The organism is Actinokineospora cianjurensis, assembly GCF_003663795.1.
In the GTDB taxonomy this organism is placed as follows: domain Bacteria; phylum Actinomycetota; class Actinomycetes; order Mycobacteriales; family Pseudonocardiaceae; genus Actinokineospora; species Actinokineospora terrae.
The window spans coordinates 92,885-107,067 of the sequence record NZ_RCDD01000006.1 but is presented as its reverse complement, the minus strand read 5'-3'; the positions used below and the strand labels follow the sequence as shown (position 1 = coordinate 107,067).

The window sequence follows — 14,183 nt, the reverse complement described above, 5'->3', positions numbered from 1 at the left end:
ACGCCCCTCACCAGAGATCTTACCGTCCGCCCGATGCCCCGAAACACACGGCCGAGATCGCGCGCGTGCTGGATCTCAAGATCATCTTAGTGAGCAGATCCGAGCAGGCGATCGGACTGCCGTGCCGGTTCGCCGCCGCGATAGCGCTGACGAACGCGCCTACTTCGTCACCCCGTATGGCCCGAGAAATCTTTCACCGTTGAAGTGGATCAGATGAGTCGGGTTGTCGGCGCACCAAGCCTCGGTTTCCCAGGCGATCTGATTCAGGTACTTCCTCATCGTCTGACGATCCGGAAAACAAGATACATAGACCAATCCAGCGGAGGACTGCCCGAACAATGTCGCAAGCTCACGATGCCGCTTGGCATCTACCGGACCATGCGAGTCGGCCGCCTCCATGAGAACCAGCCAGTTCTTGGCGGTAAAATAGACGACCAGATCCGGCATCTTGCCGTGTTGGTCGACTACGACGCCCAACTCGACGAGGCTCTTCTCGTCAAAGAAGGCCCACTTCGCGTCAGCATCGCCGACATAGAGCACCTGGCCGCCCGGCGTAAAGCGCTCGCAGAACTCGTCGATCATCTTCTTGATCAGCCTGTTCTGGCCGCCAGGACTCAAGGTGATCGGACGGCCGTCTGGCAACGCGACCGGAATACGTTCCAGCGAGCGCGCCGCAGCATATTGACTGATCAGACCCGGCTGTTCTCGGAGATACTGCGCGACCAGTTCGTAGAACTGCCCGGTGCCGTAGGCTTGCAGTACCTTCAACACTCGCGGGGGTATCGCGTAGCACCACTTGGGCGAGTTGATGGCACGGTCAGGCTGGTCAGGATTTTGCTCTACCAATGCCACTTCAGCGAACTGGTGCAGGGTTGAGCGGCGTATTGTCTCGCGAGTGTTGGGCTTGTAATCAACACCATACTCGTCACGAATCCAGTCCATGATGGCCCGGGTCCCCAGCAAAGGAGCGGTAGCGCTGGACCACGAGTCGCCCGGCTTCAACTGGAGGAGGGCCAGCAAGACTCTGGCCGAACGCTCATTACTGCGTTCCTTGTCAAAGCCGAGCGATTCCAGCACGATACGCGCATGCTCAACCTGGTCGTATGCGACATCGTTCATGCTGCGACCTCAGGGAGCACGATCTTCTCGACCCACTTGTCCAACTCGTCTTGCGCATCCAACCGCGTCTGCCCTCGACTGCCGAGTTCATGCAGAATATCCAGTGGAGGATAGCGCAAGGCGCGCAGGTCGGTTGCATTGACCTGCGTGTGCCCGGAGAAGGTGCGGAAGTAACGATCCACAACGCTGCTATTGAGCCAGATACTCAACCCGATGGCGACCGCTCGACCAAGACCGCGGCCGGCATCATGGATCACATTGAGGTGATTTTCGAACGCCACATCAATGTCACCATTGTATACGGGGTCCCACACCGCAGCCACGATACGCCGCCGCTCTTCCTTCGCGGAGAACCTCTTGATCACCACATAGTAACCACTAGGCATGAGCAGTTTGCGGTCCTCGTCATTCACGATCGCGTATCCTTGAGCCTTTTTGGTCACCTGCGGCCACTCGATCACGCCGCCTCGCAGGTTGACCGGGTAGATCAAAGGAAGGTTGCCTTCAGCCGGAACCGCTCGAAGGTTGCCCTTTGCCCGAAAATCGACAACCCGGCCAGTGGATACCTTCAAACCTAGGTCAGGCAGTCCACAGGACATCGTCGACATGAGGCGCGCCGCCGACTGATCATCCCGATCAGCAGTGATCCACAAGAACTTGTGCGGATCGTCCGGGCGAACCACCTGGTCGTAGCCTACGATGTGCTCAGACGCCTCATCCGTATGCCCGCGGCTGACTGTGAACCGGACCGAGTCGGCTTCTCCATGTTTGGTCCCGGAGAATATGATGTTCTCTTGCAGGACGCCAGTATCGGAGAACACCGTCGACCGAGACTCAAATGTGTGAACTCGATCCAGGGTCAGCGTCGCCAGCAAAAACTTTCGAAACTGCTCGAAGTATGGGCCATTCGCGAACGACCTCGGAGTGATCGCCACCAATTGGCCCATATCACTCAGGTGCCTCAACCCGATGACCACGAAGGCCGCATACAGATTGGGACAGTCAACTCCGGAGAACGACAGCGCCTTCCGGTACGGTGATGTGACAGACATCTTCGCGTACGGCGGATTCATGATCACAAGGTCGTACGAGCCCAGGAGATCGTCCTGCGGGAACACCCCTGCCACCGAGTCGAGCAGGTCTTCACGACGGATGTCGACCGACACCTCAGTACCTCGCTCGGCCGCATACGTCTGGCACAGGCCCGCGGTCTCCGCCAGAGCAGGCAGCAGGCTTTCGTCCACTTCGACCGCCGTCACGTGCAGCGGTCGACCAGGCTGCTCGGTGATCACCCGATTGATGACCGCCGCCATCAACATTCCCGAACCCGCGCCTGGATCAAGAACACGGATTACCCCGTCTCCGTGTGGAAGACGGGGCATGGCCGCTACCAGTTCGGCCGCCAGATGCGGGGTGAAGAACTGGCCGAGCCGATCTTGCTCGCCACTGTCAAGCCGGGACAGAGCCTGAACTCGGACTTGCTCGGCTTCTTCTAGCACTCCACCGCCCATGTGCACGGAGTCTATGACGGAACCATGACAGCCACTGCGTCCGGTAACCACGCAGGTCTAGACGTTGAACCTGAACTCGACCACGTCGCCGTCGGCCATGACGTACTCCTTGCCCTCGATCCGGACCTTGCCCGCGGCTTTCGCGGCGGACATCGAGCCCGCGTCGACCAGGTCGGCGAAGGAGACGACCTCGGCCTTGATGAAGCCGCGTTCGAAGTCGGTGTGGATGACTCCCGCGGCCTGGGGGGCGGTGGCGCCCTGGGGGATGGTCCAGGCCCTGGCTTCCTTGGGGCCCGCGGTGAGGTAGGTCTGCAGGCCGAGGGTGTGGAAGCCCGCGCGGGCGAGGGCGTTGAGGCCCGGTTCGGTCTGGCCGACCGACTCCAGCAGCTCCCGGGTGGACTCCTCGTCCAGCTCCAGCAGTTCGGACTCCACCTTGGCGTCGAGGAACACCGCGTCGGCGGGCAGGACCATCTTCGCGAGTTCGGCGACGCGTTCGTCGTTGGTGAGCACTGCCTCGTCGGCGTTGAACACGTAGAGGAAGGGCTTGGTCGTCAGCAGTGACAGCTCGCGCAGCAGCGAGGTGTCCACACCGGCGGTGAACAGGGTGCGACCACTGTCCAGGATGTCCCTGGCGGCCTGGGCGGCCTCGAGCAGGGGGCGGGCCTCCTTGCGGGTGCGGGCCTCCTTCTCCAGCCTGGGCAGCGCCTTCTCCAGGGTCTGCATGTCGGCGAGGATGAGCTCGGTGTTGATCGTCTCGATGTCGGCGAGCGGGTCGACCGCGCCGTCGACGTGGACGACGTCCGGGTCGTCGAACACCCGGATGACCTGGCAGATCGCGTTGGCCTCGCGGATGTTGGCGAGGAACTTGTTGCCCAGCCCCGCGCCCTCCGACGCGCCCTTGACGATGCCCGCGATGTCCACGAACGACACCACGGCCGGGACGATCTTCTCGCTGGAGAACACCTCGGCCAGCCGGTCGAGCCGGGGGTCGGGCAGGGCGACGATGCCGACGTTGGGCTCGATGGTGGCGAACGGGTAGTTCGCGGCGAGCACGTCGTTGTTCGTCAGGGCGTTGAACAGGGTGGACTTGCCGACGTTGGGCAGGCCGACGATCCCGAGGGTCAAACTCACGGTGCCTGAGTCTACGGACCGCCCCGGAGGATGCCCGACCGCCCGGTCGTGTGCGAAATAGTTACCAACACCGTTCCCAGTTTTGGTGACTAAACGATGTATGTACTAGGCCCTTCATCCGCAGCAAACCCCCCGTTCGCGTGGTAACAAGCGGGCGCTGGGCAACGATGCGAGCACACTGCGTGCCAAATCGTCCAGTCCCACTCGACTGGATTAGCCCAGATGGACGCTAGTCACCGGGACGGTCGCGAAGAACACTCCGTGAGCGCCCCCGCGCTCGTCCACCGACCGGAGGTCCAGGGGCGCGCCCAGCTCACCCGCTGAGGAAGAAGGAAGTGGGATGATTCAACCCCCCAGGCGACGGCGTGGCCGGATCGCGCTCGGCATGGCGTTCACCACCGCGGTGGCGGGCGCCGTGCTGACGACGATCCCGACCGCCAACGCGGCGCCCGTCCAGGTCCCCACCGAGGACGGCCCCGGTATCGGCAAGCACGACCAAGAACTGCTGACCAAGGCCCAGCAGGCCGGTGAGAAGACCGTCAAGGTCCTCATCGCGACGAAGGACGGCGACGCCGCCCGGCACGTCGACGAGCTCACCAAGGCTGGCGCCAAGGTCGAGTACCGCGAGGACGAGATCGGCTACGTTCGGGCCGAGGTCGCGGTGGACAAGGTCGTCAAGCTCGCCAAGCTGCCCGGCGTGCAGGCGCTCGACCTGGACGAGAACGTCGCGCTGGACGACCCCCGGCCCACCGGCCAGGTCGACCCGACCCCCCAGCCCGCCCCCGGCTCCAGCACGCCGCGGGTCAACCCGTACATGCCGATCGGCGACACCAACGCGGCTCAGTTCGTCAACGAGCACCCCACCTGGGACGGCCGCGGCACCACCGTCGCCATCGTCGACAGCGGCATCGACCTGGACCACCCGGCGCTGAACAAGACCAGCACCGGTGAGCGCAAGATCAGCGACTGGGTCACCTACACCGACCCGACCTTCACCGACGGCGTCAACAACGACGCCGACCCGACGTGGATCCAGATGTCCACGCCGACCACCGGCCCGGAGAACGGCCTGCCCGGCGAGTCGGGCGCGCTGCGCTACGGCGTGTTCAACGAGCGCGACTCCCGCCTGGGTGGCGAGCTGGGCAACGACGTCAACCGCGACGGCAACCCGGCTGGCAGCAACGGCCTGTTCGGCGTGCTGTGGAACCCGGCGACCGGCACCGTCTGGGTCGACACCAACCAGAACAAGAACTTCGGTGACGACCAGGCGCTGACCGACTACAAGGTCAAGTACGACATCGGCTACTTCGGCAAGGACAACCCGGCCACCCCGGTCAAGGAGTCCCTGCCCTACGTCGTGCAGACCGACGTGGCCAACAACGTGGTCAACATCGGCATCGTCTCCGGCGCGCACGGCTCGCACGTCGCGGGCATCGTCGCCGGTAACCGCCTCTTCGGCGGCACCGTGAACGGCGCGGCCCCCGGCGCGAAGCTCGTCTCGGTCCGGGTCTGCCTGTTCATCACCGGCTGCACCAACCACGCGCTGCTCGAGGGCATGATCTACTCCGCCCGCGACGCCGGTGCCGACGTGATCAACATGTCGATCGGTGGCCTGCCGCCGCTCAACGACGCCAACAACGCGCGCGCCGAGCTCTACGACCGGCTCATCGACACCTACAACGTGCAGATGTTCATCTCCGCCGGTAACTCCGGCGCGGGCCTGAACACCGTTGGCGACCCGTCGGTGGCCACCAAGGTCCTCTCCGTTGGCTCCTACATCACCAAGGAGACCTGGAAGAGCAACTACGGCTCCGACCTGGGTCGCGCGGAGAGCCTGCACGGCTTCTCCTCCCGCGGTCCGCGCGAGGACGGCGGCTTCAAGCCCGACATCATCGCGCCCGGCTCGGCGATCTCCACCGTGCCGACCTGGCAGGCGGGCCAGCCGGTCCCCGGCACCTACACCCTGCCGCCCGGCTACGCGCAGTTCAACGGCACCTCGATGGCATCCCCGCAGGCAGCCGGTGCCGCCGCGCTGCTGGTGAGCGCCGCGAAGGCCAAGGACGTCTCGCACACCGCCGCGCAGATCCGCACCGCGTTCCGCTCGACGGCGCGCTTCGTCGACGGCCTCGGCGCCTACGAGCAGGGCAACGGCCTGATCGACACCAAGAAGGCGTGGGCCCTGCTCAAGGACAACCCGAAGATCACCGACATCTCGGCGACCGTCCCGGTCAACACCGTGCTGTCCCCGCTGCTCAAGACCCCGGGCGTCGGCACGGGCATCTACGACCGCGAGGGCGTCAAGGCCGGTGACCGCTACACCCGGACCTACACCTTCAAGCGCACCACCGGTTCGGACTACCCGGTGACCTACCAGGCCAAGTGGGTCGGCAACGACGGCACCTTCAGCTCGCTGCCGGTCGTCACGCTGCCGAAGAACAGCGCGGTCAAGTACACCGTGACGATCAACCCGCGCTCCGCGGGCATCCACTCGGCGATCCTGAACCTCGACAGCCCGCTCACCTCGGGCATCGAGGCGCAGACGCTGAACACCGTCGTCGCGGCCGAGGACTTCACCGCGGCCAACGGCTTCTCGGTGCGCAAGGGCGGCCAGCTGGGTCGCAACGAGGTCGCGAAGTTCTACTACCGCGTCCCCGCCAACACCCCGGCGTTCAAGGTCGACCTGCAGGGCGGCGGCACCGGTGCCGGTGCGGGCCAGCTGCGCTTCCTGCGCTTCCACCCGTACGGCTACAGCATCGAGGCCAACTCCTCGACCAACTGCTACAACCCGCCCGTCGCGGGCTGTGACGCCGGTAGCCCCACCAGCCGGACGATCACCAACCCGCAGGCCGGTGTCTGGGAGGTCGTGGTCGAGGCCCGTCGCACCTCGGACACCGCCTTCGCGCCGTTCACGCTGACCACCTCGGTCCTCGGCGCGTCCGTCACCCCGAACCCCGACACCATCGCCTCGGCGACCAAGGGCACCCCGGTGGCGCGCAGCTACACGCTGAAGAACCTGTTCGGTTCGTTCACCGGTAAGGCGAACGGCACCGCGCTCGGCAGCGCCAAGCTGGGTCAGCAGAGCATCGCCGACGGCGAGAACAAGCAGTTCCCGATCGTCGTTCCGGCCGGGTCGACCTCGCTGCGGGCGAAGATCGGCAAGACCTCCGACGTGGCGGCCGACCTCGACCTCGCGGTCTACAACTGCTCCTCGGGCAGCTGCGTGCTGGCCGGTCAGCAGGCCGACGGCGACTCGGAGGAAGAGGTGACCATCGCCAACCCGGCGGCGGGCACCTGGATCGTCCTGGTGCAGGGTTACGCGGTGCCCGCGGGCACCACGACCTACGACTACCTGGACGTGTTCGCGAACCCGGCGTTCGGCTCGGTGGCCATCACCGACGCCAACGCGGTCCGCGCGGCGGGCGCCCAGTGGACGGTCTCCGGTTCGGTCACCGCCAACCAGGCCCCGGCCGCCGGTCGTGTGCTCCTGGGCAGCGTCGAGGTCCGCAACGACGCCAACGTGCTCATCGGCACCGGTGACGTGGTGGTCCAGGCGGTGTCATAACCGCACCTGCAATCCCAGCGGTAAGACGAGTGGGACCCGCCGTTCGCGGCGGGTCCCACTTGTTTTGTGGGCCGTACGGATGCACATGTCTCTTTCTTGCCAGCTCTTGTGCTTGCACGCCGGCAGCATGGTCGGGTGTTGATCGACCCGGAGCTGGGATACCGCGCGGTCGTCTCCCGCGACGCGCGCTTCGACGGTCAGTTCTTCCTCGCCGTGCGGCCGACCGGGCTCTACTGCCGACCATCGTGCCCGACCATCGCGCCGCGGCGCCGCAACGCGGAGTTCTTCGCGACCGCGGCCGCCGCGCAGCAGGCCGGGTACCGGTCATGCAGGCGCTGCCTGCCCGACATCATCCCGGGGTCCCCCGAGTGGGACACCCGGGGTGACCTGGCCGGACGCGCGATGCGGCTGATCGTCGACGGTGTGGTGGAACGGGAGGGCGTGCCGGGTCTGGCGCGTCGGGTCGGGTACTCCGAGCGGCACCTGACCAGGGTGCTGACCGCGGAACTCGGCGCTGGACCGCTGGCGCTGGCCAGGGCGCACCGCGCGCACACCGCGCGGCTGCTGATCGAGACCACCACGATGTCGGTGTCGGACGTGGCCATCGCGTCCGGTTTCGCCAGCGTGCGCCAGTTCAACGACACGATCCGGTCGGTGTTCGCGACCACGCCGTCGGAGCTGCGGGTCGCCGCGCAACGCGCTGGCCGGGGCAGACAGCCCGCCGGAGCGGGCCGGGTCCGGCTGCGGCTCCCGGTGCGCACGCCGTTCGACGCGGCGGGAATCCTGGCTTTCCTGTCCGCCAGGGCCATCCCGGGCGTGGAGTCCGCGCGGCCGGGCAGATACGCGAGAACCCTTCGCCTGCCTCATGGTTCGGCTACCGCGCACTTGCGTCCGGCAGGCACGCACGTCGAATGCACACTGCGTTTGGCGGATCTGCGCGACTTGAGCACAGCGGTGTCCCGTTTGCGCCGACTGTTCGACCTGGACGCTGACCCTGCCGCCGTGGATGGCGTGCTGGTGTTGGATCCGGCTCTAGCGGCATCTGTCGCCGTCACACCGGGGATTCGCGTACCGGGCAGCGTGGACGGCACAGAGACGGTCGTGCGGGCGCTCTTAGGTCAACAGGTGAGTGTCGCCGCTGCCCGGACCGCTGCGCGCCGGTTGACCGAGGCCGTGGGCGAGCAACTCCTCGTGCCAGAGGGGGAATTGACGACCCTGTTCCCGTCGGCGGCCGCCGTCGCCGAGCGCGCCTCGGAGATCCTGACCGGCCCCGCGCGTCGCGTCGAGACGATTCGCACCATTTGCGCCGCCATCGCCTCCGGGGACATCGAACTCCACGTTGGCGTTGACGGCGAGGCATTACGCAGCCGGCTCCAGTCCTACCCGGGCATCGGCCCGTGGACAGCCAGCTACGTCGTCATGCGCCTCTTGGGCGACCCGGACGTCTTACTCCCCCAGGACCTGTCGCTGCGCAACGGCGCCCGCGCGTTGGGTCTTCCTTCCAGCATCGAGACACTGACCGAGCACGGCCGCCACTGGCGCCCTTGGCGCTCTTACGCCGCCATGCACCTTCTCCGGGCCGCAGGGCCCGCCGTCTAGCCACATTCCTTGAGCCACTGACGTTTCCGCTCGACCACTCTCAGCCGGAGAGCTCCAGGGTCGAGCCGGTCCGGCCTTTCCGCACCCGCAGTCGGGTGGGGACGCGGTGCCTGAGTTCGTCCACGTGGGACACGATGCCGACCACCCTGCCGCCGTCGCGCAGTTCGTCCAGGATGCCCATGACCTCGTCCAACGTGCCCGCGTCCAGGGTGCCGAAACCCTCGTCGACGAACAGGGTGTCCAGCAGCGCTCCCCCGCCGCTCTCCGCCGCGACGACGTCCGCGAGGCCCAGCGCCAGCGCCAGCGACGCCAGGAACGACTCGCCGCCGGACAGGGTCTTGGCGGGGCGGGTCACGCCCGAGTAGTCGTCCAGCACGTCCAGACCAAGGCCGCCGCGCGTTCCCCGGGCGCCTGCCTGGTCGGAGTGCTCGAACGAGTAGCGGCCCTGGGTCATCTTGCGGAGTCGTTGGCTGGCGGCGACGGCGACCTCTTCAAGCCTGGCCGCCAGTACGTAAGACCGCAGGGACATCTTGGTGCTGTTCTGGCCGCGACCGTTGACCACGTCGGTCAGCGCGTCCAGTTCGGCGAACTCGGCTTCAAGGGGCGCCAGTTCAGCCCACGCCTTGCGCAGCGTCGTGCCCAGCGCGGCTAGTTGATCCAACCGCGATGAGGTCGCCTGCTCATGGGCGTATGCGTTCTCGGCTGCCCTTCGCGCTACCGTCGCCGTTTCCATCAGCGGGGCCAAGTCGATGTCCAGGTCTGCTTCGATGCCGAAGAGGTCTGGGTCGGACAAGGTGGCGCGGTGTTGTTGTTCGGCCTCGGTAGCGTCAACGATCCGCTGGCGGAGTTTGTCGATGATCGGATCAGTGCGGGCCGCGGCTAGGGCTTCGGCGAGTTCGTGGAAGCCTGCGGTCGAGACCTGGTCGGCGAGGGCGTCGCGCTGTTCGCGGACTCGGTCGCGGGCAGTTAGGGCTATCGCGTGGGATTCGATTAGGGCGTCAATGGCGGCCACGGTCGTCAGGACGTGCTGGCGGCGCTCGGCCACCGAGGCGTGACCGGCGCGCGCCTCGTCCACTATGGACTGTCGGCGGTCGATGGCGGACTTCAGCTCGGCGGCCTCGGACGCGACCTTCCCGGCCTCGACGTCCAGCTTCGCGTGCTCGCCGCGCAGCGCCTCGTGGTCACGCTCCACGTTCTGCAGGGCGCGTTCCAGGTATGGATAGCGGGAGGCCAGGTCGTTGGCGGCAACGAACGCCTTGTCGGCTTCGGCGTAAGCGGCCGCGAGGTCCTGGCCTTCCCACGGCGTCAGCTGCTGCAAGAGGGAGTCGACGGCCGCACGGGCCCGGGTGAGCCCGATGCCTGCCTGTTCACGAACCCGCATCGCCGTCACCTCAGCCGCTTGCGCTTTCCGCTCGTCGGCGGCGGTGGCCGCACCGGAGGGCATTGACGCGGGGTGCGGGTGTTCGTGACCGCCGCAGACAGGACAAGGTGCGTCATCAGTCAGACCTGCGGCTAGCTCGGCTGCCATGCCGTCCAGGCGGAGTTGGCGTAGGCGCTGGACCTCGTCGCGCGCGGCCTGGTGCGCGTCAATCGCGGTGCGCGCGGCGTCTTCTGTCTCGACGACCGCCCTCCGCGCTGTGGGCAACGCCTTCTGGTTGCCCAGGGCGGCATTGACCTCGGTTCGGCGCGCGCGCAGTCCGACCAGCTCGGCACGCGCGGTCGTGGCGGCGGTAAGAGCGTCGCGCGCCTTCACGAGTTGGTCGGGGTAGGACTTGAGCTGGTACTCGATCCGCGTCACGTCGGCCCGGATGGCCTGTTCGCGTTCCACGAGCACCCCGAGCCGACGCTTGTCAGCGCGCTGGTGCTCGGCCTCCTCGACCAGCTTCGCCAGTCCCCCGGCTTCCTCGCGGAGGTTGCCCACGGCCTCGCGCAATGTCGGCAGGGCGGCGTCTGCGTCAGCGAAACCCCGTTGGGCCACAGCCTCGGCTTGGGTGACGACCTTGGCGTCAGCGTCGTCGGCGCGGCGCTCCAGGGTCATCAGCTGCTCGGTGGCCGCCACGACCGGGATGGCCCGCTCGGCAGCCGCGAGTTCGTCGCGCCAGGCGACCCGCTCGACGGATTGGTGGGCCAGCTCCGCGAGGCCGTTGACGGCCCGGTGGACGCGCTTCACGCGGCCCTGGAGGTCCCGGCCGTCCAGCAACGCCTCGTCGGCCCGGTCGCGCCGCTTCGCGGTCGCAGCGGCCGCCTCAGCGGCCTTTCCGGCGGCCTGCTCGGCGTCGGCGAGGATGGCCTCGAGCCAGGGCGGGTCCGGCTGTTCCGGCGTGTCGATGCCCGCTGCCTGGGCGAACCGGGCGAGCACCAGGTTCGACCCGGACCGGCGCTCGTCGCGTTCGCGGCCCAGTTCCCGGCGCTGGTCGCGGAACCACTGCTCGACCCGCTCGAAGTGCTCGGTGCCGAACAGCTTCTCCAGCAGCTTCTCCCGCTCCTCGGTCGAGGACCGGAGGAACTTCGCGAACTCGCCCTGGGGCAGCAGGACGACCTGGAAGAACTGCTCCTTCGTCATGCCGAGCAGCCGCTCGATGACACGGGCCACCTCGTCGATGCGGGCCACGCCCTCCGGCCGGTGACCGGACGGCGGAGCGCTCACCCACGTCAACGACGCCTTCGCCTGCTGCTTGGTGGTGCCGCCCCCACGCCGCTTAGGTCGCTCGTACTCGGGACTACGCGTGATCCGCAGCCGGTGATGCTGGACGGTCAGCTCTAGCGTCACCTCGGTGTGTGTGTCCGGGTCTGCATAATCGCAACGCAAACGCTTGGCATCCGCACGCGCACCGGGCACCGCGCCGAAGAGAGCGAAGGCGACCGCGTCGAGCAGGGTCGTCTTACCCGCGCCCGTGTCACCGTGCAGGAGGAACAAGCCCTCTGCGCCCAGCGCATCGAAATCGACCTTCTCGGTCCCCACGAACGGCCCGAACCCGGTCAACTCCAGGTGATGCAGCCTCACTCGCGCTCCTTACCTGCGACGGCGGCAAGAGCCTCCCGGAGTAGCGCGCGCTCGCTGTCGTTCGGCGGGCTATTGCGGGTGTCCTCCACGAAGCAACAGGCGACTTCCTCGTCCGTGCGCCCCTTGACGGTCTCGGTGTACCGGCGGACGCGCGGCTTGCCGCCCTCCGGGAGCCAGTCGAGGTGCAGCGCGTACGGGAAGCGTTCGCGCAACCTGCGCATGGCGTCGAGGGGTCGGACCTGGTCGGTCAGCTCAACGGTCAGGAACTTCTCGATCTCGACGTCGAGCGTGGGGTCGGTCAGCAGGTCTTGGATCCGCCCCCGCAGGCGGCCAAGAGCGCGCGGTACGGACAACTCGCGCCGTTCGACTCCAACGAGGCCGCTGGCATCAAGCTCGACCAGCCAGACCGACTTGCGGTGGTTCGCCTCGGAGAACGAGTACGCCAGAGGACTACCCGAGTAGCGCAGGTGCTCGGCCAGGACCTGCGGACCGTGAAGGTGTCCGAGGGCCGCATAGTCGATGCCGTCGAACAGGGAGCCCGGCACGTGGGGGACGCCACCGACGGCGATGGTGCGCTCGGAGTCGCTGGCCTCACCACCGATCACGAAGGCGTGCGCGAGAACGACGGACCTAGTCCCGCGCACAGCCAGGTCGGCCTTGATCCGGCGCATAGCCTCACCGAGCACGGCGGCGTGACCGCGCAGTTCGGGATCTCCTAGCGCGTGGCGAGCCAACTCTGGTTCGAGGTAAGGGATGCCGTAGAAGGCAACGGGGCCGTGTGCGTCATCCAGGAGTACTGGCTCGTGCAGGTCCGCGATCGCGGTGCGCAGGTGCAGGCCCCCGGCTTTCGCGAAGGCGGCGAAGGCACCCAGGCGAGGAGCGGAGTCGTGGTTGCCCGGGGTGATGACGATCCGCGCACCGGCCGCCGCGATGCCGAGCAGCACGCGCGCGCACGTGTCGACGGCCTCGGCTGAGGGCACTGCTCGGTCGTAGAGGTCACCGGAGACCACAACGACGTCGACCCGCTCGGTGTCGACCAGATCGGCCAGGCCACCGAGCACCGCTTCCTGCTCGGCGAGCAGGTCGCGACCGTGGAACGTGCGCCCCACGTGCCAGTCGGAGGTGTGCAGGACCCGCATGACGGGCCACGGTATGCCGATCTTGCCCCCGATCGGGGGAGGCTCGCCGGTCGAACGCCCGTTCGAGCCTGGTTCTGTCGGGGCAATACGGTAGAGATCACTGTTGTCGAAGGAGGTGTCGCCGTGACCGCCGTGCTCGGCACGATCGTCGCCGTGCTCGCCCTGCTGCTGGTCGGCGCGGGCGGCCTGTTCTGGCGGCTTTACACCGACGCGCTGCGCCGGGCCGACGCCGCGCGCGCCGAGGTGGTCGCCGAACGGCACCGCTCGGACGGGCACCAGTCCGCGCTGCGCCGCTACGAGGTCGCGTTCGCGTCCATCAGCGGCCGGGGCGAGCTGGGCGAACAGGTGCTGGTGGAGACGGCGCGCGCGCTGGGGTTACGCGAGGGCCTGCACTTCACGCTGCAGACCGACGTCGCGGGCGGCGGCGCGGCCCGGCCGGACCTGCTGCTCGTGGTCGGCGACGACCGCCGCGTCCCGGTCGACGCCAAGATGAGCATGGCCACCTGGGCGGAGGCCGTGGAGACCGACGACGCCGAGGAACGGCTCGACGCGCTGCGCGTGCACGTCCGCAACATCCGCTCCCGCGCGGCCGAACTGGCGGGCAAGGGCTACCAGCGCTGGGCGGACGCGATCTACGGCACGGTCATGTTCGTCCCGTCCGACGCCGCCGTGGTGTCCGCGCTCGACACCGACCCGACGCTGCTGCGCTGGCTGCTCGACCGCCGGGTGTTCCTGTGCGGGCCGACCGGGTTCGCGGTGCTGGCCTCCGCCGCCCTGTTCGCCGCGACCGAGCGCACCCTCGCCGCCGACGTCGACGCGGTCCGCGCGGGCGCGGGCGCGGCCCACCGCAACGCCACGGCCGCGGTCGAGGCGGTCAACCTGTCCAGCACCCACCTGCAGCGCTTCCTTTCGGCGCGACGGCGCGAACTCGACGCGCTGGAGCAGTTCCGCTCCACGGTGACACCGCTCAGCGAGGCATCCGGATCCCCGACCCCGGTGCCTGAACTGCGGCGGGTCGAGGAACTCCTGGCGGGCGGCGAGGAGGAACTGACCGGCTGAACCGGTCATACCGGGCGACGCCGACTCCCGGTTACGGCCATGTCACGGCGCGTCGCCGC

The 14,183-nt window shown here is 67.7% G+C and carries 8 protein-coding genes; 3 read left to right on the top strand and 5 right to left on the bottom strand.

The features are described 5' to 3' along the window. Window positions 1-159 precede the first annotated feature (159 nt). The 3 genes from CLV68_RS27685 to ychF are packed head-to-tail and all read right to left on the bottom strand — an operon-like array spanning window position 160 to window position 3,761. Window positions 160-1,119, bottom strand: a complete 960-nt coding sequence (locus CLV68_RS27685; RefSeq protein WP_121393843.1) for a BsuBI/PstI family type II restriction endonuclease — start codon at window positions 1,117-1,119, stop codon at window positions 160-162. Next, on the bottom strand, window positions 1,116-2,630 hold the full coding sequence (locus CLV68_RS27680; RefSeq protein WP_121393842.1) for an Eco57I restriction-modification methylase domain-containing protein: 1,515 nt from the start codon (window positions 2,628-2,630) through the stop codon (window positions 1,116-1,118). The genes CLV68_RS27685 and CLV68_RS27680 overlap by 4 nt, the downstream gene beginning before the upstream one ends. 57 nt (window positions 2,631-2,687) lie before the next feature. Then, window positions 2,688-3,761, bottom strand: a complete 1,074-nt coding sequence (gene ychF, locus CLV68_RS27675; protein ID WP_121393841.1) for a redox-regulated ATPase YchF — start codon at window positions 3,759-3,761, stop codon at window positions 2,688-2,690. A gap of 340 nt (window positions 3,762-4,101) precedes the next feature. Between ychF and CLV68_RS27670 the strand changes: the two genes are divergently transcribed. Both CLV68_RS27670 and CLV68_RS27665 read left to right on the top strand, forming a co-directional pair. After that, window positions 4,102-7,323: a S8 family serine peptidase gene (locus tag CLV68_RS27670; RefSeq protein WP_121393840.1), complete on the top strand. Its 3,222-nt coding sequence runs from the start codon at window positions 4,102-4,104 to the stop codon at window positions 7,321-7,323. 135 nt (window positions 7,324-7,458) lie between these two features. Beyond that, window positions 7,459-8,922 carry an AlkA N-terminal domain-containing protein gene (locus CLV68_RS27665; protein WP_121393839.1) on the top strand — a complete coding sequence of 488 codons (1,464 nt, stop codon included), beginning with the start codon at window positions 7,459-7,461 and terminating at the stop codon, window positions 8,920-8,922. 40 nt (window positions 8,923-8,962) lie between these two features. Here the strand turns inward: CLV68_RS27665 and CLV68_RS27660 are convergent, their stop codons facing one another. After that, window positions 8,963-11,926, bottom strand: a complete 2,964-nt coding sequence (locus CLV68_RS27660) for an AAA family ATPase (RefSeq protein ID WP_121393838.1) — start codon at window positions 11,924-11,926, stop codon at window positions 8,963-8,965. Next, window positions 11,923-13,065 (bottom strand): exonuclease SbcCD subunit D, encoded by a 1,143-nt coding sequence (locus CLV68_RS27655; RefSeq protein ID WP_121394029.1) that lies wholly within the window; start codon window positions 13,063-13,065, stop codon window positions 11,923-11,925. The genes CLV68_RS27660 and CLV68_RS27655 overlap by 4 nt, the downstream gene beginning before the upstream one ends. A gap of 123 nt (window positions 13,066-13,188) precedes the next feature. On the opposite strand from CLV68_RS27655, the gene rmuC reads away from it, so the two are divergent. After that, a complete protein-coding gene (gene rmuC, locus CLV68_RS27650; protein ID WP_121393837.1) occupies window positions 13,189-14,124 on the top strand; it encodes a DNA recombination protein RmuC in 936 nt (311 codons plus the stop codon). Window positions 14,125-14,183: the final 59 nt, after the last annotated feature.

Excerpts from the sequence above, each read along its gene's own strand:
- CLV68_RS27685 (WP_121393843.1), bottom strand. The coding sequence starts at position 1,119 with ATGAACGATGTCGCATACGACCAGGTTGAGCATGCGCGTATCGTGCTG.
- CLV68_RS27680 (WP_121393842.1), bottom strand. The coding sequence starts at position 2,630 with ATGGGCGGTGGAGTGCTAGAAGAAGCCGAGCAAGTCCGAGTTCAGGCT.
- CLV68_RS27670 (WP_121393840.1), top strand. The coding sequence starts at position 4,102 with ATGATTCAACCCCCCAGGCGACGGCGTGGCCGGATCGCGCTCGGCATG.
- CLV68_RS27655 (WP_121394029.1), bottom strand. The coding sequence starts at position 13,065 with ATGCGGGTCCTGCACACCTCCGACTGGCACGTGGGGCGCACGTTCCAC.